24 protein-coding genes and 2 pseudogenes are annotated in these 22,198 nt (G+C 36.2%); 3 read left to right on the top strand and 23 right to left on the bottom strand.

Translation table 11 applies throughout. The annotated features are described in order from the left end of the window. Positions 1–308: 308 nt before the first annotated feature. From J7E77_RS19825 to J7E77_RS30800, 11 genes and pseudogenes are all read right to left on the bottom strand, one after another. Positions 309–659: pseudogene (locus J7E77_RS19825) on the bottom strand (prolyl hydroxylase family protein); the annotation flags it as partial. Between the two features lie 110 nt (positions 660–769). After that, a complete protein-coding gene (locus J7E77_RS19820; RefSeq protein WP_214716631.1) occupies positions 770–1,339 on the bottom strand; it encodes a dihydrofolate reductase family protein in 570 nt (189 codons plus the stop codon). Between the two features lie 456 nt (positions 1,340–1,795). Beyond that, complete coding sequence (locus J7E77_RS19815) at positions 1,796–2,332, bottom strand: cyclophilin-like fold protein (RefSeq protein ID WP_251028130.1); 537 nt, start codon at positions 2,330–2,332, stop codon at positions 1,796–1,798. A gap of 80 nt (positions 2,333–2,412) precedes the next feature. Then, positions 2,413–3,156, bottom strand: a complete 744-nt coding sequence (locus J7E77_RS19810; RefSeq protein ID WP_214716630.1) for an SDR family oxidoreductase — start codon at positions 3,154–3,156, stop codon at positions 2,413–2,415. A gap of 50 nt (positions 3,157–3,206) precedes the next feature. Continuing rightward, a complete protein-coding gene (locus J7E77_RS19805; protein ID WP_308160710.1) occupies positions 3,207–4,385 on the bottom strand; it encodes a MalY/PatB family protein in 1,179 nt (392 codons plus the stop codon). Further along, positions 4,375–5,235, bottom strand: coding sequence for a DUF3737 family protein (locus tag J7E77_RS19800; RefSeq protein ID WP_214716628.1), 861 nt, complete (start codon positions 5,233–5,235; stop codon positions 4,375–4,377). Before J7E77_RS19800 ends, J7E77_RS19805 begins: the two co-directional genes overlap by 11 nt. Positions 5,236–5,347: 112 nt before the next feature. Then, the gene (locus J7E77_RS19795) at positions 5,348–5,881 is read right to left on the bottom strand and encodes an MFS transporter (protein ID WP_308160711.1); all 534 of its coding nucleotides are present in this window, start codon (positions 5,879–5,881) and stop codon (positions 5,348–5,350) included. Further along, positions 5,882–6,091: a hypothetical protein gene (locus tag J7E77_RS19790; RefSeq protein WP_214716626.1), complete on the bottom strand. Its 210-nt coding sequence runs from the start codon at positions 6,089–6,091 to the stop codon at positions 5,882–5,884. Between the two features lie 373 nt (positions 6,092–6,464). Further along, on the bottom strand, positions 6,465–6,869 hold the full coding sequence (locus J7E77_RS19785) for a cupin domain-containing protein (protein WP_214716625.1): 405 nt from the start codon (positions 6,867–6,869) through the stop codon (positions 6,465–6,467). Positions 6,870–6,904: 35 nt separating this feature from the next. Further along, positions 6,905–6,997 (bottom strand): annotated as a pseudogene (locus J7E77_RS31815) (oxidoreductase); the annotation flags it as partial. Positions 6,998–7,162: 165 nt separating this feature from the next. Next, the gene (locus J7E77_RS30800) at positions 7,163–7,510 is read right to left on the bottom strand and encodes a carboxymuconolactone decarboxylase family protein (protein WP_308160709.1); all 348 of its coding nucleotides are present in this window, start codon (positions 7,508–7,510) and stop codon (positions 7,163–7,165) included. Positions 7,511–7,892: 382 nt separating this feature from the next. Between J7E77_RS30800 and J7E77_RS19770 the strand changes: the two genes are divergently transcribed. After that, the gene (locus tag J7E77_RS19770; RefSeq protein ID WP_214716624.1) at positions 7,893–8,432 is read left to right on the top strand and encodes a TetR/AcrR family transcriptional regulator; all 540 of its coding nucleotides are present in this window, start codon (positions 7,893–7,895) and stop codon (positions 8,430–8,432) included. A 466-nt stretch (positions 8,433–8,898) separates the two neighbouring features. Here J7E77_RS19770 and J7E77_RS19765 read toward each other — a convergent pair whose 3' ends face one another. The 5 genes from J7E77_RS19765 to J7E77_RS19745 all read right to left on the bottom strand — a co-directional run bounded on the left by J7E77_RS19765 (position 8,899) and on the right by J7E77_RS19745 (position 13,667). Next, positions 8,899–9,762 (bottom strand): aldo/keto reductase, encoded by an 864-nt coding sequence (locus J7E77_RS19765; RefSeq protein WP_214716623.1) that lies wholly within the window; start codon positions 9,760–9,762, stop codon positions 8,899–8,901. Positions 9,763–10,150: 388 nt separating this feature from the next. Beyond that, positions 10,151–10,783, bottom strand: coding sequence for an NAD(P)H-binding protein (locus J7E77_RS19760; RefSeq protein ID WP_214716622.1), 633 nt, complete (start codon positions 10,781–10,783; stop codon positions 10,151–10,153). Between the two features lie 43 nt (positions 10,784–10,826). Continuing rightward, positions 10,827–11,366 (bottom strand): FAD-dependent monooxygenase, encoded by a 540-nt coding sequence (locus J7E77_RS19755; protein ID WP_214716621.1) that lies wholly within the window; start codon positions 11,364–11,366, stop codon positions 10,827–10,829. 548 nt (positions 11,367–11,914) lie between these two features. Next, entirely contained in the window at positions 11,915–12,655 is a 741-nt protein-coding gene (locus J7E77_RS19750; RefSeq protein WP_214716620.1) for an MMPL family transporter, read from the bottom strand. 151 nt (positions 12,656–12,806) lie between these two features. After that, positions 12,807–13,667, bottom strand: coding sequence for an MMPL family transporter (locus J7E77_RS19745; RefSeq protein WP_214716619.1), 861 nt, complete (start codon positions 13,665–13,667; stop codon positions 12,807–12,809). A 515-nt stretch (positions 13,668–14,182) separates the two neighbouring features. Here J7E77_RS19745 and J7E77_RS19740 point away from each other — a divergent pair. Then, positions 14,183–15,064, top strand: a complete 882-nt coding sequence (locus J7E77_RS19740) for a processed acidic surface protein (RefSeq protein ID WP_214716618.1) — start codon at positions 14,183–14,185, stop codon at positions 15,062–15,064. Here the strand turns inward: J7E77_RS19740 and J7E77_RS19735 are convergent. The 7 genes from J7E77_RS19735 to J7E77_RS19705 form a co-directional block, all read right to left on the bottom strand. Continuing rightward, positions 15,056–15,205, bottom strand: coding sequence for a hypothetical protein (locus J7E77_RS19735; protein WP_180247642.1), 150 nt, complete (start codon positions 15,203–15,205; stop codon positions 15,056–15,058). The two genes, J7E77_RS19740 and J7E77_RS19735, sit on opposite strands and share 9 nt — an antisense overlap. Positions 15,206–15,669: 464 nt before the next feature. After that, positions 15,670–16,410: an esterase family protein gene (locus tag J7E77_RS19730; RefSeq protein WP_214716617.1), complete on the bottom strand. Its 741-nt coding sequence runs from the start codon at positions 16,408–16,410 to the stop codon at positions 15,670–15,672. Continuing rightward, a complete protein-coding gene (locus J7E77_RS19725; protein ID WP_214716616.1) occupies positions 16,401–17,597 on the bottom strand; it encodes an ATP-grasp domain-containing protein in 1,197 nt (398 codons plus the stop codon). Before J7E77_RS19725 ends, J7E77_RS19730 begins: the two co-directional genes overlap by 10 nt. Positions 17,598–17,755: 158 nt before the next feature. Further along, entirely contained in the window at positions 17,756–18,586 is an 831-nt protein-coding gene (locus J7E77_RS19720; protein WP_214716615.1) for an alpha/beta hydrolase, read from the bottom strand. Between the two features lie 32 nt (positions 18,587–18,618). Next, positions 18,619–19,041 carry a DUF7878 domain-containing protein gene (locus J7E77_RS19715; protein ID WP_214716614.1) on the bottom strand — a complete coding sequence of 141 codons (423 nt, stop codon included), beginning with the start codon at positions 19,039–19,041 and terminating at the stop codon, positions 18,619–18,621. A 187-nt stretch (positions 19,042–19,228) separates the two neighbouring features. After that, positions 19,229–19,942 carry an NAD(P)H-dependent oxidoreductase gene (locus tag J7E77_RS19710; RefSeq protein WP_214716613.1) on the bottom strand — a complete coding sequence of 238 codons (714 nt, stop codon included), beginning with the start codon at positions 19,940–19,942 and terminating at the stop codon, positions 19,229–19,231. Beyond that, positions 19,939–20,817, bottom strand: a complete 879-nt coding sequence (locus tag J7E77_RS19705) for a DMT family transporter (RefSeq protein ID WP_214716612.1) — start codon at positions 20,815–20,817, stop codon at positions 19,939–19,941. The genes J7E77_RS19710 and J7E77_RS19705 overlap by 4 nt, the downstream gene beginning before the upstream one ends. Positions 20,818–20,946: 129 nt before the next feature. On the opposite strand from J7E77_RS19705, the gene J7E77_RS19700 reads away from it, so the two are divergent. After that, positions 20,947–21,816 (top strand): LysR family transcriptional regulator, encoded by an 870-nt coding sequence (locus J7E77_RS19700; RefSeq protein ID WP_214716611.1) that lies wholly within the window; start codon positions 20,947–20,949, stop codon positions 21,814–21,816. Positions 21,817–22,198 lie beyond the last annotated feature (382 nt).

Here is a 22,198-nt window from a genome sequence, read left to right as displayed (position 1 = left end):
TCCACAGGCTCCCGATTAGGTGTATTATTTTACATAGTTTACTCCTACTTCGTTAGAAATGCAATCCTCATCGGTTTTTGTCATGGAATGTCAATTTTTGTCATGGAAACTACTAAATGGCTAAAATGATCATAGGTGACCTTTACCCATTATCCATAAAATTACCACCTCTATAGTTACCGACAATATCTGCAGATCCTCTCTTAAAAAGGTCTGCAGAGTATTAGTATTGTGATTTTTTTATTTCAACGGTTAAACTTATCGTCAAAATATTTGGATTGGTGGATTTGTCAACCTTCAAAGCTTGCCTAGTTTACTCTTTTTCTTCTTATCCATTGTGTTGCCGCCCATTTATCTCCAATGATAACTGGTGCTCCGCCATGTAAAGTTAACTCGTTTAACGTATGATCATTATAAAAATATTCGAAGTACACTGCCATACCCTTTTGTGGAGAGACTGAAAAATTAAGTTTTGGAAAATAAGTTTCTCCACCATGCTCTACATCATTCAAGTACATGACGAGTGTGCTAATTCTGGGATTATTAACTGCTTTAGAAGGTGAAAAAAAATCAAAATGAGCTTTAAACTCCTGACCAATTTTATAATTAAGGACTTGAAGACCTTCTCCATGTTCAACAGGAATATGGAACGCATGGCTCGTGATGTATTGTGGAGACGCACTCCGTTAGTTGAAGAAGTGACAATTACTATCAAGTATAACCTTATGATATTTATTGCATTTTATCTTTGGAAGAATGTGCAATATTATTAATTCCCATTCAAATGATAGATTAGTTGCACAACGCCAGAGGAGAACGTTCTTGTATTAACCATTTTTAAATTCAACCTCTGTTTTATATCAATAAACAACGGTTTTCCTTCTCCCAAAATAACTGGGTGAACAGATAATCTAAATTCATCAACAAGCCCTAAATTGATAAAAGATGTAATAAGACTTGCCCCGCCATATAGCCAGATGTCTTTACCAGGCTTATTCTTTAATTTATTTACTTCTTCAAGAATATTATCATTTATGAATATTGCTTTATTATCAGTCCCTTTTTGCGTTCTGGAAAACACATATTTTTCTTTACTATGAACTAATTCCCAAATTTCTTTTTCAGTATTAATATCTTCATTTTCTGGAGTAAATTGTCCCCAAAAATCATAGCTTTTTCTTCCATATAAAATTGTATCAATTTGATTTAAGAAATTAATAAACCCCATCTCAGAGCCCATAATGCACCAATCAACTTCCCCATTTTTCCCTTCAATAAAACCATCTAAAGTAACTGCTAAATCTAAAATTATTCTTCTTAGTCTTACGTTATTGGACATTATTCTTCCTCCCTTTAATCATAACGACATTAATACTGACAGTAGTTTTGGCATTCTTTTTTAATTGTACAATACTTATTATCCATTATAAAAATTGATGTCAATTGTTATGTCAATGTTCATTAAAAAGTCCTAAAAACCTTGATAAATAAAGAAAATGACGTATGCCAATTCATACGTCATTTCTTATGTCATTATTAAGAAAGCACCTCAAAACGGAACCCTCTAGTCTTGGATATAGACTTTTAACTTGTTTCACTAACCTGCTTCGTTAGCGGAATAACAAAAAGAGCCACCATAGAAGATCTTTATTAAACATAAGCACTCGTTAGTTGAAGAACTTAATCTCCATCGATCCGTTGCGGGCGAATCTACTCTCGATAAATTAGAAATTTCAGCATACATTTCTGTTGTCATGTTAAAATCGGCAGCCGCCAATGAATCTTCCAACTGGTGTTAATCAATTCTTTCAATTTTAACTTTAAAATCACCATGATTATTTGCAAGCTTTTCTGTTCCGGACTCTATCCTACCTAATTTAATAAGTCCCTTTGCAAAACCAAAATCCCTATAAAATATAGCCAAGTTTCCCCAAGGAGCATAATACGTAATATCTCCAATCGAAGCTGCGGTACCTTCTGGAGAACCGGTAGTTGACAATCTTTTTGGAAGGTCGCTAATCTTTTCCGTTCCCGCATAGTCTTCAAGTGTTAACGTCATAGGAAGAAGGTCTATAAAATCACTCGCAGTCTTACTGTCATTCAAACTAGCAGTATATTCGTCCTGCCCAACAGTTAATTTTATTTTCATTTCCTTTACACCCTCTTTCTGTTTTTTTAGATTCTTTTTTTCTGAGACAGGTGAACTTGTTCTCGATGTCTCATTTAAATCAACTTCCGTTTCGGTAGTTGTTGTATTTCTTTGCATATTGGTACATGAAATTAACAGCATAACTGCCAAAAAACTCAGAAACAAGGTGATTATCTTTTTCATAATCTTCACCACCTTTTGTAGTGTTTTACCACTTTAAGTCACCATTTTATCCTTTGTCTCGGTAAATACTTTACCTATATTCATTTCACTGATTTCGTTGGGCGAATCAAGATTTCACTTACCGCAACAGTTTCCGGTGTGCTAATGGCATAAGCCACTGCATCGGCAATGTCGCTTGACTTCAATCCCAAACCTTCTATTTTAGCATTACTCTTCACTCGTTCACGGTTTTCAGGTTCATTAATCGTTGTATAAAGTTCGGTATCTACTAATCCTGGGGAAATAATAGTTGAACGAATATTATTTTCTCCTTCTTCCTGACGAAGCCCCTCCATGATAGCCCGAACAGCAAATTTTGTGCCACAGTATACAGCAGAACCTGGATAAACGACATGTCCTGCAATAGAGTCAGTCGCAATAATTTGACCGGATTGCTGCTTTTTCATAATCGGTAAAACAGCAGCAATCCCATTTAACACACCCATGATATTGATGTCTAACATTTGGCGCCATTCATCAAAGCGCTTTTCTGAAAGTGGAGCAGTCGGCATGACTCCAGCGTTGTTATAAAGTACATCGACACGACCATATTTTTCGACCGCCAAATTGACAACGGCTTGTACTTCCTCTTTATTCGTTACATCTGCAACGGCGTATGAGATTTCAGCATTTGGTAATGATTCAATAAGAGCTTCCAAACGATCTTCGCGACGAGCCGCAATGACAAGTTTTGCTCCCTCTTGTGCAAGTTTCTTGGTAGTCGCTTCTCCAATCCCACTTGATGCACCCATAATAATGACAACTTTTCCTTCAATATTTGTCATGATAATTTCCTCCTTAAATATTTTTATTAATTATCGGATAACCCCATTAATCATATTGGATTGTCTAGAAGTTGAAATGCAGCAATCCCTTTTTTCAAACGCTGTAATCCATTTTCAAGCCGCGCTTTCGGGCATGCGTAGTTTAGTCTAATAAAGTTATTACCATTGCCACCAAAAATAGCACCCTCTGAAATGTACAACCCTGTTTCTTTCCTAATAAATTCACATAGATCTTTGGTATTATTCGTTACAGCACTACAATCAATCCACGCTAAATAAGTTGCTTCTGAATGAATCACTTTAAAATCCGGAATGTTACTTGTGATAAAGTGTTCAATCAATTGCTTGTTTCCCATCAGATAATCCAATAATGCTTCCAGCCAAGGTTCACCTTCTGTAAACGCTGCGATCGCCGCTTCAATGGCAAAAACATTAGGTTCAGCCACTTCATCGGTATTAATTCCACGATTCACGAGTTTTCTTATCTCTGGATTTGGCACGATAATACTAGATGTCTGAATCCCGGCAAGATTGAATGTTTTCGTCGGTGCTACACAGGTAATGCTATTTTGAGCAAACTCTTCTGAAACAGATGCAAATGGAATATAGCGATATCTCGGATGTGCTAAATCACAATGAATTTCATCAGAAAGGATAAGAACATTGTGTTTGATACAAAGGTTTCCTATTCTCTCAAGAGTTTCTTTATCCCATACTTTACCAATTGGGTTATGGGGATTACAGAAAATCATGAGGGTTGTGTCATGATCAGCTAATTTTTCTTCTAAGTCACCAAAATCAATGGAATATAGATTGTCTTTATAAATCAATTCACTTGTGAGAACTTTTCGTTGATTATTGACGATTGAGTTGTAAAAGATATTGTAGACAGGTGCCAACACCAACACTTTGTCGCCGACCTTCGTCATTTTGCGCACAATGGAAGAAATCGCTGGCACCACACCGGTACAGAACATTATCCATTCTTTTTCTATATTAAATTGATGTCTATTTTTCCACCACCGGGCAACTGCGTGATAATATGCATCTGGTACGCTTGTATAACCAAAAATGTGGTGGTTTAATCTCTTTTGCATTGCCTTAACAATAGCTGGGGATGTCTCAAAGTCCATATCTGCTACCCACATCGGGAGCTCCTCGTATCCAACATCCCACTTATAAGAGTTCGTGTTAAAGCGATTCGTCATTTCATCAAAATTAAAGGTCACAGGGTTCACCTGCTTTATCCAGTTCATACTGTGTATTAGCTGAGATAATTTCTTGGTCATCCAATATTAATTCGCCAATGTTCTTCGCTTTAATCTTTCCGTTAATCGGATTTTTCACACTGTCAATCACTGTTGTTGCTTCCACGTCTACTGTTGAATATTCAAATGCTAAATCCGTATTGATCATTTTCCCATTTTCGATCACCAAATGATCCATGTAGCACATGCCTTGGTTGCTTTCAATGGTACAGTTAATAAACGTGATATTTTTTGAATTCCAACCTAGATATTCACCGATAATGATAGAATCGTAAACAGTGACATTTTCACAATTCCAAAAAGCGTCTTTCGAAAGTAACTTCGCATTTCGGATTTCAATGTTTTTCGCCCCATCAAAGGCATAGTTTCCTACCAATCTGAAATTATCGATTTTGATATTTTCACTATTCATTGCAAAGTAATCGCCTTTTGCGGTCACATTTGTTAAGTAAACATCTTTACAGCTCCAAAAGGACTCTTGTGCATTTGGCATATCAACGTTGGTCAGGTGTATATCGCTTGAACGTCGAAATGTTTTTGGTGCTTCAATGATGCTGTCACTGATTGAAATATGATGAGTATACCAAATTCCGGATCGTGCCATTTCAAGAAAACTACTATTCTTTACACTGATATTTTTGCTATACCATAAAGGATACTTCCACTTAAAAATACTATTATCGATGGAAATATCACAACTTTCCTTTAGCGGTGACTCTCCATCTGCAAATACTGAATCCTTAATGATAAGATCTCGACTCTTAAAAAGAGCGCGTTCCCCGGTTAGCATTTGTTGATTAATTGATTCCATTGTTTCTCCTCCAATTTTAAAACAAGTTAAAAATTATGTGACTTTTAAGCGAATATCTATCAAATTTACTGTTCTAAAAACAAATAGAATTCTCAATCATGGTGAGAGAATTCTATTTTGTCCTTTGTGATAAAAGCAGTGGGGTAACCTGAATATTGTAATTAATAAAAATGGTTACAATCACAAAAAGCAAAATACCATAACCAAAGACCGAGCGATAGGATCCTACGTCGTTGTGACTGTCCGATACAGTTCCTTTTGGTTCTGCTTTTCTTTTTGCCATTTTCTTCTTGTCATTTGGAACAAAGAAAAGGAATCCCAGAAAAATTGGAAGCGCAAGAGCATAAATAAGAAACGATGTATACCAGTTGATTTTCAACAACTGCCCCACTATAAACGTCAAACAAATGCCACCCAATCCTTCAAAGGCACTTTCCAATCCAATTACAATTGCTTTTCTGCGGGGATCATCCTGAAATATATCACTAATCATTTGAATGACTAAGCGGTTGAATAAACCGATTCCTAAACCAAAGAAGCAGCGTGAAAGAAATAAAAACGAAAAGATATCATGTTTTAGTACCGGAAAAACCCCTGCTAGAAAAACAAGCGCTAAACCAATCAATATTGTTCTTTTCTTTCCAATCTATAGTTCCAAACGATTCGCAACTAAGATACCTAGAATGACAAACAGTGAAGGAATGGTTGTTAAAAGCCCTACATGGGTTGGATTTACTGTCGGAAATTCCTTTTCGATTGCAGGAATGTTTGCGGCAATCAATGGACCGGATGAGATCAACAAAGCAACTGACAGCAAAGAATATATCTTTAACCTGTCCATACGTATAATAACCATCTCCATTCCCCGCATTTTTTGATGCAAGTTCAATTTTCAGGTCTGACCTGAACATAAAACCCTTAAAAAAATCAATGTTAATTCATTAATCAACATCTGTTTATTATTATAAAGAGAAACTGAATGCATTCAATGATTAAATTAACGCAATTCGTTGATTACTCAACAAATCAACCAAAATTGTTGATTATCTATAAAAAGGTTGGTTAAGGCAGCATGTCTAATATGCATATCATCAACTCAATGGCTGCATTTTTAATAACTTCTTGGCTTAAGGTAACGGCTGTACCATTTTCAATACTGTTTCCGCCCTTTTGTTTGTATGACCGTCATAATTAACGCATCGAATCAAATGATTCGATGCGTTAGTTTTTTACAATTTGTTATAGGTTTCATCATCGACAGGTTCTAACCATTCCGGCTTACCTGCAGTGATTGCAATGTGTACAAACCAGCTATCTTTTGTAGCACCATGCCAATGTTTAACACCATCGTGAGTGACTATAACATCACCAGCTTTTAAGAATTGAGCAGATTTTCCTTCTTCTTGGTACCAACCTTCACCACCAGTTACCAATAAAATTTGAAATCCATCATGATGGATATGCCAGTTATTTCGGCATCCCGGTTCAAAAGTCACATTCCCAACACCAACGTTGACTTTAGGGTCAGACACTAATCCTTTAAGATAACTTTGACCCACAAAAAATTGTGAAAAAGGATTTTTTTCGCCCGCTGGGAAAATAACGCCATTTTTTACTTCTTCATGTTTTGCCATTTTTAATTCCTCCAATAAACTTTATTTTTTCATTATTAACCAACTTGAACAGTTGGACGAATAATCATTTCATTAATAGCTACATCTGATGGCTGCTCAATGGCGAATGCAATTGCACGAGCAATGCGGTCAGCATCAATTGCCACCTTGTAAATTCTTCTAATCCTGCTTTCGCCGTTGGGTCAGTTGTTGTTTCTAAACGTTCGCTGTAACTGCCAGGAGAAATATTCAAGAAGCACCCGTAATAATAACAACTTTATCTTGAATATTTGACATAAAAATATCATCCTTTCTTAATTTTCAGGAATAATTTCATTAACGTCACCCACTGTCTTCCATATATGGGCTTTCCAAGAACACTGAACGTGGTAAACTGCCTCTTTGATTTCCACAGGTGTCAGCCCGACGTTCAAAGCGGCACCAACATGTGCCTTTAGCTGGGGCAACGTCTGGTTGGTAGCAAGCACTACCAGGGTGATAAGCTCACGTTGCTTGTCATTCAGTTTACCCTGATAAAAAACTTCCCCAAAAATGAAGCGGCTCAGGATGTCCTGAAAATCAGGATCAGTAGCGTATGCGGCAGGTACTCCATTTCCAAAAAGCTGTTTGTATTTTTCCTTGCTCTTTTCAACACGATTCACTTAAAAAACCTCCTGCTTGAATTTATTTTGCTTCTAGTATTCCAAAAAGTAGATAAACATGATGTCTGTAAAAAATAAATATTGATTGATTAATCAACACCTGTTTATAATTATAAAAAGAAATAGGATGCTTTCAATGATTAAATTAAGGTGATTCGTTGATTATTCAACATATTAATCAAAAATGTTGATTATCTAAACAAATTTACTGAGCTATATTAAAACCAATGGATAATCTCCTTGAGTTTCTTATACCCATGAGTTTTTGCTTTTTTAACCTTTTCCTTTCAATTGTTTATAGTAAATTTAATGCGTTTCGTTGATTACTCAACAAATCAATAAAAATTGGTGATTATCTTTAGGAAAGATTGGTGATTTTATAATGTCTAAAGTGGATAGAAGAATAACCAAAAGTCAAGAAGCCATCAAAAAGGCTGTAATTGAACTGATGACTGAAAAACGTTTCGATGACGTTACCATTCAGGACATTTCTGACAAGGCAAATGTTAATCGAGGAACCATTTATCTGCATTACACGGATAAATTTGACTTGCTTGATAAGATCATTGAAGAACATATAGACAAACTTAGGGAAACAAGAGAATGGGCATGTGAAATGGAATGGGTAGAAGCAACTGAAACCTTTTTCGAATACTTTGAAAGTAATTATTTATTCTTTTCGACAATGTTAGCGAGTAAAGCGGCTCCTTCTTTTCGCAATAAGTTCCTAGAGTTTCTTATAGAAGCTTTCAAGGTTGAAGTGGACATAACGAAAAATCAGGGTCTAAAAGAAGATGTTATTGTTAAATTCGCCGCAAATGCTTACGTAGGGGTTTTGGAATCATGGTTAAAAGAAGGAATGCCTTATCCACCTAAGGTCATGGCAAAAGAATTGGGGATATTGTTAGAGAGGATTGTATAGGGTTTTAGAAAAAAGAAGAAAATTTCTTAGAAGAAACTTGAAATAGGAATTTTCTTCTTTTTTCTATTTAATTTGAATTCACATATAGCCAGCGAAATGCCCTAATTCCGCCGTGGCGCATTGATGCTGAAATGTTAGTTTATATGGAACCGTATAGACTAAAGATTCGGGCGGTGCATGCCCTGCCGTAGGACACAGGTTTTTATCTCGGTCGATTCATATTATCTTAATACATAGGCTTTTCCCACGCGCCTCTGACCACAACATCGGTTTCTTTTGCCGATGCTTCAAGATCACGGATTTCCTGTGCTGTCAGACTAATCAAAATGGCTCCATGGAATATCTCACCTTTAGCTGGTCAAATTTCTCGAATGTTGACTGAGAGATTACTCGATGAAACAGACGCAGAAATTGTACTTTATGCAAGACGCGCAAATTCTAGTTTAGTGCTTCATTCATTACCTGTTTATTTTAATTTCCCGCCAAATACCGGGAAGAAGCTATGTTCACCATAATTCTGGATGTGCTCTACATTCTTCAAAGTTTCCATATCTGCATCGGTAATAGCAAAATCAAGATCTGCATTGTTTCTCATGTGATCCGGATTTGCCGTCTTAGGAATTACTACAAGACCAAGCTGGATGTCATAACGTAGGCAAAGCTGAGCAACAGATACTCCATACTTATCAGCTATTACCTTAACCTCTGCATTATCCAGAACTGCACCGTGTGCAATTGGTGAATATGCCTCTACCAGGATGTCATTCTTCTGGCAGAATTCAATTAGTTCAAAAGGAGTATTGCTCACATGTGCCAATACCTGATTTACCATAGGCTTGATCTCACAGCTTGCAAGAATATTCTCTATATCATCCTGAAGGAAGTTAGAAAGACCAATTGCCTTTACCTTGCCTGTCTTATAAGCATCCTCCATTGCTTTCCATACTTCTTTGTTTTCCTCGAAGTAACGGTTCTCCTCACGAAACTCCATCCAAGGCTGTGGGCTGTGGATAATCAGAAGGTCAATGTAATCCAGTCCCATTTTTGTTAAAGACTCAACAATGGACTGCGAAACTGCATCATAGGTCTTTGCTTCTGCAGCAACCTTTGTCGTGATGAAAAGTTCTTCTCTTGCAACACCGCAGGAACGGATTCCTTCACCTACACCAGCTTCATTCATATAAGCCTGAGCAGTATCAATATGACGATATCCGATAGATACCGCATCACGCACTGCCTGTGCTGTCTGTGCATCGTCAAGCAGCCAGGTACCAAGACCTAATTTTGGAATTTCTACACCATTTGATAATTTGTAAGTTTCGTTAAACATGCTTTTGTCTCCTTTGCATTGTTATATTTTTGTAGTACCTAATTGACTTTTACATCTTATTAATAAAGTTTGCACATGTGGATATCATTATCCCGTAAAAAATCCATGCATCGCTTATACCAGATTAATCAACATCTGTTTATTATTATAAAAAAGTCCTTTATACTTTCAATGGTTAAATTAACGCAAATCGTTGATTACTCAACAAATCAATTAACATTGTTGCTTATCTTTTGCTAGAGAAGCCATTTTCTCGACAAGGAAACGGCTTCTCTTATTATTAATTCATATTTTTTTCGAGTTCTTTTCCCCAATAGTCTCTGTTGAACGGTACGGATTGATTTAGAAACAAGAGTTAACCGTTACAGTGTAGTCCTCTTTTATGAACCTAATAGAATGAAGGTTTTTCAAAATCGGTATTTGGTTCGCTTACACCTAAACTTTCACAAATATATTTCGTGTTATCAGCAAGTAAGTTCATAACCAAACGCGCAGCTGCTTGGCGTGTAACTTGTGCCCCAATAAACGGTTCCCCTTTTAAAGTTAGATGATAAGCTTCGTTACCTTCTTGATTATATAGCCATGTTAACCGGAGTAATGTGTAATCAAGGTCAGATTCTTCTACTACCTTCGCCGTAGATTTAAACAATGGTATGTTTGATCCGACCATTGCATCATTCCAGCTACCAAACGGACCAGGGACCTCATCATAAATACCTAAAGCTGTTGCACCAATAAGACGTTTTACACCAGCCTCACCCATTGCAGAAACAATAGATTGGGTTGCACGAACGTCAAACATATCATTTAAATAAACAACATCTACTCCAGACATTGCACTCACTAGTTTAGATTTCTCTTGAAAGTCTCCAGAAATAATTTCTACTCGTTTACTTGTCACTTTTAAACGAGAATGTGCGCGTCTTGCATAAAGAACAATTTCTACGACTGTTTCATCGAGTAATCTCTCAGTCAGCATACGAGAAATTTGACCAGCTGCGCCTAAAATCAAAATTTTCATCTTCATTTCCTCCATTTCATATGGTTGCAAAATATCAATACATTTATCGTCCAAAAGATCGACTAAAAGATTGTCCAGATTGAACTATTTGACGTGCATTTTTTAAACGGTGAGATTCATATTCCAAAAGTGACTCAGAAGCCGCAGATCCTTTTATTCCTTTTTCAACACATTCGGCTAAGGTAGCAGCATCTTGTAAGGAAGCATTAAATCCCGATGCAGTTAATGGTGTAGGTAGATGTGCAGCATCTCCAACGATAGCTATACGTCCTTTCACAAGATTGTCAGGAACGTATTCGGCAATTGGAGTTCCGACAAGATTACGTGTTTGAATACTATGAAGAATCGCGTCTAGCCATGGTTGAGCCCATCTAACAGAAGCCTTTTCAGCCAGCTCATTCAGTGTCTGTTCCGGGATGTGAGGAGCATGAAGCGCATGTCGAACAAGGTTTCCTTCCACACATCCAAGACGACTTAACAAATCATTTTGAGTGTTATCGTACCAAGCCCATCCCAGTCGTCGATCTCCTAGAGCGGTAGAACCGTCCACTCCAGCAATAATGGAACCCAGTAAAAAGTGCACAAAATCAGTGCTGCACCACAGAGAATGAAAATGGTTAGGAAGTGTCAATACTGTTACTGACCTTAAACCAGTCAACCCTAATCCATAGACTTATTAATTATCGCTCTCCTCTTTTTTTTAACAATTGAGAAGGGTCTTCTTAAGTATTGTCATTTTTCTAATCTTGAAGAAACTTATTTTCATGGTAGTTTAAGTACATTCCTTCACAATACTGCTATGTAATCATAAAAAAAATGAAACCATTTCGATTCCATCCTGATATTTTTTTAATTCCATTGTACAAATGACGGGATCCGGAGGAACCCAGCTTTAGTTAGGTTCCTATACTTTACACGGCACTTAATGGGTTCTATAAATATGAATTTATCATCCTCTGAAAACGACTTTCTTCATTCGCTAGAGGTTTTTACGTTCAGCAGGAGGCATAAATTCAATAAGTCCTGCCGCAAAAGGTTGCGTACCGATACGGAGCTAACCTTTGTATCGCTTAGTTCGTTACCTGAATGCTCAGCGATATAATAAATCTACTTTTTTAACCACTCCAAAAATCATTTTCCTAGAATCCATCTAGGAGCCCACCAGTTCGCAGGACCGAGCAGTTTCATTAATGCGGGAACCACGATAATTCTAATCAGGGTAGCATCAATAAAAATAGCACAAAATAAACCAACACCGAGTGCTTTTGTAATCTCAATATTGGTAAAAATGAATGAACCAACAACTACTAGTAAAATTAATGCAGCACTACTGATAAGACGACCCGTTTTCTGGAGTCCTGCGGCTGTGCTTTTTTCATTATCACCTGACCTATCGTATTCTTCCTTAATCCTTGATATTAAAAAGACTTCATAATCCATTGAAATACCAAACACAATACAAAAGATTGTTACAGGCATAATGATACTAACATAGCCAGTAGATGTAATATTTAGTAAATTAGTGAGCCATCCATACTGAAAAATAATTACCACTATTCCTAGACTTGCTCCAAGGCTTAAGACATTCATCATAACCGCTTTAAGCGGAATTAGAACCGACTTAAAAGCATACAACAATCTCAAGTAAGTCACAGATATAATAAATAACATCATCAACGGTAAACCGAAATTTATTCGATCCATCATATCCACAAGCAAAGCGGTTTGCCCAGTAACATACGTTTCCAATTCATTTGTTGATACATTTCTTATCTGGTGAACAAGATTGGAAGCTTCGGTCGAATCTGGCCTTGACCGTGGTACAACTGTAAGCAAAGCAAAATTCCCTTTCAATAAACTTTCATTTAACATTCGGTCATATGTACCCTTTAACTTAAGTAGTTGAAAGGTTTCTTCTGGTGTACGGTTTCCAAGAACATCGATAAAACTTTGAACCGAAAGCACACCAGGTAATTGGTGAATCTTATCCTCATATTTCTTTATGCTCCTAGTGGATGATACTTCAGTGACATTTTCCTTTGCCTTCTGTTGTTTGTGTAGCCATGGCCACAGCTTCCTTTACTGATTCCTGTCTCTTTAATTCCTCTCGAAAACGGCTGACAAGAAACAGTGCATAATCAACTCCGATCGCAAGACCCAGCATCATAACTATATTTGGAAGAAAATTTGAGAACGAGTAATAATCAGTAAGATAATAAATTTTTCCAAGTGCCAGTGATACACTCATTATCCCAACTAATAGAGGCGGAATGGCTGCCCACACTGTCCCAAAAATAAATAATAGGACAAGTAAGGCAATTGGAAGGCCAATCTTTTCTGAATGTGCCATGTCTTGTTTTGTTGCCTGCTGTACTTCATGAGTTGTCGCAATTTCCCCATCAACATATGTATCCATTCCCTGGGGCTTCCCTATTAGCCTTTTCATCTCTGGAAAATGGTTAAGAGCCTCTTGATTCTTTAGTTTTAGTTCAACAACAACAGACTGAATTCCCTTATCCTCTATTAAACGAGTTGTTGAATTGATGTGAATTTTTTCAACATAGTTTCGTTTTTTTAATTTATCTAATGAATGCAGTATGTCCTTCTTCGCTTGTTCACTTGTTAAGTCAGTATCATGACTTGTATAAACAATAGTGACTGTAGACGGTGACGTCCCAAGTTCCTTTTTCATTAATGAAAATCCGAGGTCCGATTCGCTTCCCTTCGAATTGAATCCACTTTCCTTAAGCCTATCAGGTAGTTTTTGGACAAAATATGCAGAAACTATAAATAACAATATCCAAAAAATTGTTACTGCCCAGCGCAATCTGTACATCCTTATTCCCCAATGCCAGAATAGACCTTTTTCTTGAATCTCTCTCATTTATAACATCCTCCATTTTGTTCCAGTGATAATAGGATTTCACATTACACACGTTTTTATGAAAGTGAACGATTGGGAAGAATAGCGATGAAATTTTCCCTATCCTCTACGTCAGGAACTATTAAATGGTTTTAGAGTTTATCCTATAGGAGGGCATACACTTTCTTGTAAGACACCATGTGCCCTATGAAAGTCTTTACATTTATTTTAGGTTCCAATAATTATGCTAACGATTTTTTAGGAGAAATTTTATAAAAATAAAAAATAAAATATTGCTTAAGGACATATTTTCCACATTTATTTGGCCTATTAGTGAGTTTAAAACAAAATTCCTTGTCTAATCATATTCACTAAAAAAAGCGAGCTCGTCCACTACGGTATGTATAACTTTCCATTCATCTGCCTCAGTTCTGTGTAATCTTGGTGTTACTTCCAATAGAATTAGGTATGTTTATACTTCTAAGTATCCCTTATCAGGGTAAATTATAATTGCACCAAATTAAAGGAGGGTACCAATGGTCCGTATTAAGGTTTTGTTAGTGCTCATGCTCATGCTGCCATTCCTATTGAATGTTCCTTCAGCGAATGCTGCTCCACCAGAAAATGAATTGAACCAATATTTAGCGGAAATAGGATGGACTAAACAAGACTTATTTGACTATCTTTCCTACTATGAAATTCCATTAGATGATTTTAACACAGTGGAAGAACTTAAAGATGTCATGGGTACCCCAATTAACTCGAAAAATTTTCAGGAGTTATTAACTAAATATGGTCTTACCGAGAAAGAATTTAATGATTTAATGGACCATTTTGGTGATAACTTGAATGACTATAAATTTATAGAGGATTTGGATGCATCAGTTGAATTCTATGTAAACAACGATGAGTATATGGCGGAAACCGAAAAAGCATTAGGGGAATTTGGCATTACTGAAGAAGAAGCAGAAAGATTTTTTAACTACTTAGCTGAAGTAGAAGAAAAAAATAAAGATCAACTCGACCAAATAGCAACAAACGATACCCTTTGGGAAAAATTCACCAATGTAGAAGATCCTAGTCAATTAAGCGATGAAGAACTTAATGAAATGGTTCAAATTTTAGAACAAACAATTGCGTTGTATGAAATTAAAATGAACTTTAAGGTTAACGGCCAACCAGTAACCTTAAATGATTTATTAAAAATGCAAGAACCTCCAAAAGGTAGTTTATCTGGCAGTGTTTACAGTCCTTCAGGGGAACTTCTGATTGACTTTAATATACCTCAAGAGTTTTTTGAATCACTGGAAGTTGTAGACAACGGGGAGGATTTACTTCATTTAGGTGAAATATCAGATGATTATGTTGATCATATGCATGAGGAGAAATATGAACAAGGACGAAAAAATTTAAAATAAAACATTAGCCCTTCTCCATTGGGGAAGGGCCTTTGTAAAAGGCACCGATATGATTGGAACAGGATTTAGAAATGAACGTGATTCTTCAAACTGTATTTCCATTTCCTCAATAATATCTTTCAATTTGACTTGTATACTCATTATTAGATCACCTTTTGATATTTTTACTAATCCACCCGTTAGTGTAAGTACATTCCTTCACAATCTTCCAACCGAAAAATATCAAGAGCTGTCCAAGAATAGGACAGCCCCTCGTTTTAAATATTTATTTTCGTGGACGATGCATACTCTAACTCAAATTAATAAAGCGAAGAACTTATGAATAGTGGGGTTTTTGTCTCCTGAATAGACACAGAAGGTGTCTATTTTTATATTAAATGGTTTTATATGTTTTGTGAGAATATTGTCCATAATATATTATATGGGTTTCTTTTAACGACGACAGTATATTGTTATTTTATTGCCTTTTTATCACCACATTTAAGTGTTTATTACCACTTTATTGCTACTTTTAATACGACATCAATTATTTATTACCTAAAAATCAAAAAATCCCCTGTCAAAAAACACCAGCGACTCAACCGTACTGATGTTTTTTTGACATTTTATTTAAGTAATTTTCCTAAATAATACGGCATTTGGCGTCGCCACCAAATCCAATCATGCGAAACATCTTCGCCCCACTCATCAAACCATGCTGGAATTTGTTTTTCTTCAAAGGCTTCTTTTAATGTATAGTATGAAGGCAGCCCATCCTGTTCCCAATCACCCAGCCCGGTACAAATAATGATATCTGCTGAACGATATCGATCAATTAACCAGCCGTCCTTTTGATTCCATATGTAATCACTCGGTGAATTTTCGTATACAAGCGGATCATTTCCGTAATCCCCAAAAAAGAAACGCACATCGTAAACACCGCTTAGTGCAACGGTTGTTTGGAAGACATCCGGATGTCTCAAGAAAAAGTTCAACGCATGATATGCCCCCATACTACACCCCGTTGTCATCATTGGATCAAACCAACCTATTTTATGTTTAATAAATGGAATAGCTTCTGAAATCACATAACGGTCATATGCCTCATGAGCTAATGCACGGTCATGCGCCGGTTTTGAGTCGTGCAGCCAACTTTCGCTATCTATACTAGCCAATGTAAAAAATTGAACTTTTCCGGATTCAATAAAGTCATGACACACATCAATCATTCCAAAATCATAGTATTCAGAATGCGTCCCTCCAGATGAAGGAAAAACTACGATTGGCATGCCACTGTGTCCATATCTGTTTAACAGCATTTCACGTCCTAATTCGCCACTCCAATGGTTTAACTGTTCTATATGCATAGAAAAATCTCCTTTCCCAAATTTTTTCGTTCATGTACAAAACGGATAATGTCATCCACTTCTTCATGCGAATCTGCATTAATCGCATAAAATTGATTTCCTTGGAGTTCCGCAAACGCATCTGGCATGCGCTGTTCAAACTTCACACGGTCGCCAAATCGTTCATAAATAGCATTCGTATCATGTTTATACTCATACGCATCACGCTGTGTTACACCGACACAAAACTTGTTTTTGGAATCGGACTTCTTAAATTCTCCTCCTGTCACAAGAGAAGCATACTGAGCAAATAAATCAATGGAGTACGCGAAATTGTACATATCAATCGTGTAGCCGCCAGCCAAGCGGTTATTGTATTCAAGTGCAACATAATCCCCATTTTCTAATTTAAAAAACTCAATATGGAAAAAGCGTTCTTTCATGCCAAAAGCTTTCACAATCGCCTTTCCATAAGTTTCGAGCTTTGGATCAATTTCTTTTTGAATCACATAAGCTAAATCCAACTGACCATTAACGAGTTCCAGAGTTGGCACATTATATGTAAAGCTTGTTTGGAAAACAATGTTCCCTTTCTGATCCACTAAACCATCAAATGTACAAAGCACGCCTCCTTCGACATATGGTTCTAAGAAGTACACTTGTGCTTCTCCCCATTCTTCTTCAAAATGAAGTACAGCCTCTTCTGAACTTAATTTAAAGGTTGCAGCTGATCCAACTCCATTATCCGGTTTAGCGATAACTGGCAGTCCTAATTCATCAATGGCTTTAGATAACTCCTTTTTAGTTTTAACGATTCTTCCTTCTACAACAGGCACATCTGCTTTTTTAAACAGCTTCTTCATTTCAGATTTATACTTAACTTTTTTCAAGTCATTCGTTTTATTGCCGTACACGTTAAATTGCTCACGCAACTGCGCATCAAGTTCTAACCAGTATTCGTTATTGGATTCAATGCGGTCAATTGGACCATGTTTATAAAATAAAAATGCAACAGCACGTTTCACTTCATCTACATCTTCTAAATTATTCACACGATAATATTCTGTTAAAGAGTTTTGTAATTCGGAACCTAATTGGTCATATGGCTCTTCGCCAATTCCTAAAACATTGACACCTGCGTCTTTTAAACGATGAGCAAATGACTGAAAATTACCTGGATAATATGGTGATATCAAAATATAATTCATAAAAAAAGCTCCTTTTTCAGAATCAAAAAATTCATTATTTTTACGACTAAGGTACAATTATTTCAATTTATAATCAATCTAAACTTCCAAAAATATTCAAAAAAAGTGATAGATTCCTCCCATGATCAAATTCAGTCAAATATAATTATTCAGTTCATTCAAGACCACTTCTCACTTAAGAAACGTAAACATTCTGGCAAGTGTTTTGCCCAAGATTTTTCATTATGTTCTTCATCCGCAAAAATATTTAAACGAATGCTATCAATTGGAACAGAGCCTTTTATCAGTTGTTTATAATACTTAAGCGAGCAATCGATATATGCCTGCTTCATATTACCATACATCAATTGTCGATCGGCATCATCGCCTTCCTGAGTCCCAACTTGAATGTACACGCGTTGTTCAGGATCCAACTCTTTTCTAGCAATATAACTGTCAAAGGCTTCACTTGTAATCCAATTGGCTAAAGAAAAAATGCCTAAACCACCAATTTGATCTTTATATTCAATACCCATAAAAGCCGAAATATTTCCTCCAAGTGAACTGCCAATCATCGCTGTATGATATTTATCCGATTTAGTTCGGTAATGCTTATCGATAAACGGTTTCACGACTGTCATGACAAACTCAGCAAACTCCGCGCCTCTTCCGCCTAGTTCAATATCTTCAGGAAGTGGGCTTTCAGTAATTTTCCAAGGCGTATATTCATTAATTCGATCTTGTTCAGCGTTATCTATCCCAACAACAATCATCTTCGGAAAATCGGGGTTTTGTTTAATTGCCGGAATAACTTTCCATGAATACCCGCTATAAGCTTCACTACTGTAGAAAACATTTTGTCCATCATGCATATAGACAACTGGATAATTTTTAGCCTCATCTTTATCATAATTTTTCGGCAATAAAACACGCACGCGACGTTTTTCATTTTTATAAGACATATGTAATTGATGTGTTTCTAGTTTTAAATAAAAATAGGATTGATTCATTTTACCTTCCTCACCTCCTTTGATATTACTTACTAAAGGTACTTATCCAGAGTAACAAAGTAATCAATTGAGTGAAGTTCCTTATTCAATTCGTGAAGATAATGTGTTACAGCTTCTACTAATACAGTTGTGGAAATGTATTTGTCTGTTTCAAACTCTTGCCAAATTGAATAAATTCTCCAATTAACTTCACCCTCATATAGAAAGTTGATTATAGCCTCGTCATGGTCAATGGTATCAAAGTCCATATTCTCTCTAACACCACGAATCTTTTGTAACCATTTGCCCAGTTTCCATCCTAGTTCTGCTAGGTTGGTAAATGGTTCTTCGAAAAATAATTTTTCATCTATATAAATATTTAAATTACCTGTTATATAACCATTCATATAAGATCCATAATATTCTGGTCCAGTTGGTACATCTGTGTCTAAAACAAACGAAAATCTTATATCCATAGAATCACTCCTCAGAGAAATATTCTACATTAAAATCACGATTCCTTCTTCCACTAACCTGCCCGTTAGTGGAACAAGAAAAAAGAGCTGCCACCGCAACCCTTTGTTAAACATAAGCACCCGTTACTTTAAGTACAATCCTTCACAATCTCACTTCCAAATAAGAAAAGAGCTTCCATTCTAGTCCTTATCTATACTTCATTTTTAATTGGTGATTTTCGTCATAATGAGAAGAAGGATGATACGGAATAGAAGGAATTTCCGATAGATTATGGAGGCGCTTTTTATATTCCTCAAAATATCGCTTCCTAGTATCCTCATCACGTGCTGGTGTCCAAGCTATAAATGGCTCAACAGGTTCTAGTCCAGCGAAATAAAGCATTCCGTGATTTATATGATAAAGTATCTTTTCATGAATATCTCCATCCATTCCATACGGAGTATATGCGTGATGAGGAGAGCCTGTTGTGGTTGACAACATAGCTTTTCTGCCTCTAAGTCCACCAGTATCATATCTTCCAATATCCTTCCCATAAACAAAACCAGATGCAAATACTCTATCGAACCAACCTTTTAAAATTGCAGGAACAGAATACCACCAAAGAGGAAATTGGAAAATAACAAAATCTGCCCATAGAAGTTTTTCTTGCTCTTCTTGAATATCAGAGGAAAAACTATCCGTTTTCGATGCAATTCCTTGCTCTATCTGGTACTTAAAAAATTCCCTGTTATGCAATCTATCGAAATCATCAGGGTCTGCTACTGCTTTAAAATTCATAGCGTACAAATCCGATACTTTGACTTGATGACCTAAAGAAGTTAATTCTGAAACAGCGAGGTCCTTCAAAGCACCATTAAATGACTTTGGCTCTGGGTGTGAATAGATAATCAATACATTCATAATTTCATCTCCTTAAGTATAAATTGATTTTTAGGTGTAGAGTTTGCAATAAAAACACCAGCTAAAATAATCAATGCACCTAAATATCCTTGCAGACCCATATTTTCATGCAGAAAAATAAAGGCAAATATGGCTGAAAAAATTGGTTCAAGCGAAAAGAGAAAACCAGTGTTTTCAGGTGTTGTATACCTTTGAGCGATCGGCTGCATGACAAAACCATAAGCGGAGCAGATTAGTGCTAGACCAAGTATTGATAGCCAATCAATCATATCGTGAGGTATAACAGGAGTTTCAAATATTAAATTTCCGAATGTTCCATAAAGGCAAGCAAATCCGAGTTGAAAAATTCCGAGTTGTAGGGCATCAACCTCTTTAACAAAGAAGTTTGTTACTATGATATGTACCGCATAAAGGAAGGCGGCAACCAAACAATAAAACGAACCTAATGCAAAAGTAAAATCATCTTTAATAGTCAGGAGAAGTAAGCCAATTGAAACAATTATAACTCCATAGATTATTTCTTTATGAGGCAATTTTCTTGTGATTAATGTCTGCAAAATTGGCACTAGAATAACTGTTGTACTCACCAAAAATCCTGCTGAAGAAGCAGTGGTAGTTTTCATTCCATAAATAAGAGCGATGAAAATGCCGCATAACAGAGCTCCAATAATCGCACTGAATTTCAATGTTTTAGTGTCTACACGAACTATTTTTTTGTAGAATATCGCCATCATAACGATAAATGCAATTCCAAATCGCAATGCTACTATTGTAAATGGAGAGATTGAATCCGCACAAAGTTTCATAAAAATATAAGATGTCCCCCACCCCATAGAGACAGTAGCTAAAATCAAGTTAGCTTGTTTTTTTGTCATAAAAGTAAACACCAATCTTTCATGAGTTTCTTTTAAGATTGGCTATATCGTATCATCTGCTTTTACATTAGTAAAACCAATATTTATAATAGAAGTATTAGAATTTCTAATACAAAGGGGTTCATGAGCTTGAATCATTATTATGCGTTTATAAAAGCGATAGAAACAGGTAGTTTTACCAAAGCGGCTGAAGAACTAGGTTATACTCAATCCGCTATTAGTCAAATGATTCATTCATTGGAGGAAGAACTTTCAACTACTCTAATTATACGCTCACGAACGGGTATTACCCTCACACCAGACGGAGAGGAGTTTTTGCCATACATAAAAAAAATCTGTAATTCACACAGGGAACTTCGAGAAAAGCTCAAAGAGATGGAAGGTATCCATAGTGGTCTTATTAGGATTGGCACCTTTACCAGTGTTTCATGTCATTGGCTTCCAGAATTGTTTAGAGATTTTAAGGAACAGTACCCATCTGTTCATTTTGAATTACATCAAGGTGATTATACGGAAATAGCTAATTGGATAAAAGAAGGAAGTGTAGACTTTGGTTTTGTTAATCCAAAAGCTGTATCGAATCTAACCACGAGTTCCTTGCAAGAAGATGAAATGCTTGCTGTATTACCAACAAATCATCCTTTAGCAACCCACAACAAAGTCTCTCTCAAAGAACTATCAAAAGAACCTTATATACTTTTAGATGAGGGCGAAATAAGTGAACCATTAACTATTTTTAGACAGAATAACTTTGAACCTAATATTCAATACCGAGTACATGATGATTATGCTATTATGTCCATGATTGAACAAGGGCTTGGCATTTCAATTTTGCCGAAACTTGTGTTAAGTCGATGCCCTTATAATATTGTAACAAAATCAATCTCTCCCTCTGTTGTTCGTACAATTAGTCTGGCATATAAAGACAAAAGGGTATTGCCTATAGCAAGTAGGTATTTTATTGACTTTATCATTGAAAAATTTAGAAATCCTTTGTGAGGTACAATTATACTTGATACACACATAATAACAGTATAACTTTAAATAACTGCTTAAAAGACATTCCTTTAGAGAATGTCTTTTTTGCTATTGACTCATTTTATCCAACTAATTCTTATTGAACTCCCTCAGTTTGATATGAGTATCTCTTGAATGCTCACTTATTCGCAGGATTTCATAACCTCTATAAATAGAATGACGGGTAATTGGAATCAATTCAGATCATTTGGCTTCGTGAAGGCATAGTTAAATAAAGGAGTTAGCTACTACTCCATATTTTACCATATAATGTACATCTCCACGCCGCCCCTGGAGGCTTTCCCTCCCATGTCTCAACGGGTCAATTGCCCTCTCATTCCTTCGTCATGCCTATCCAAGGGGT

It is taken from the genome of Bacillus sp. ISL-77 (genome assembly GCF_018613105.1).
Note: the sequence above shows the minus strand (reverse complement) of the source record. Positions and strands in the feature narration are given on the sequence as shown.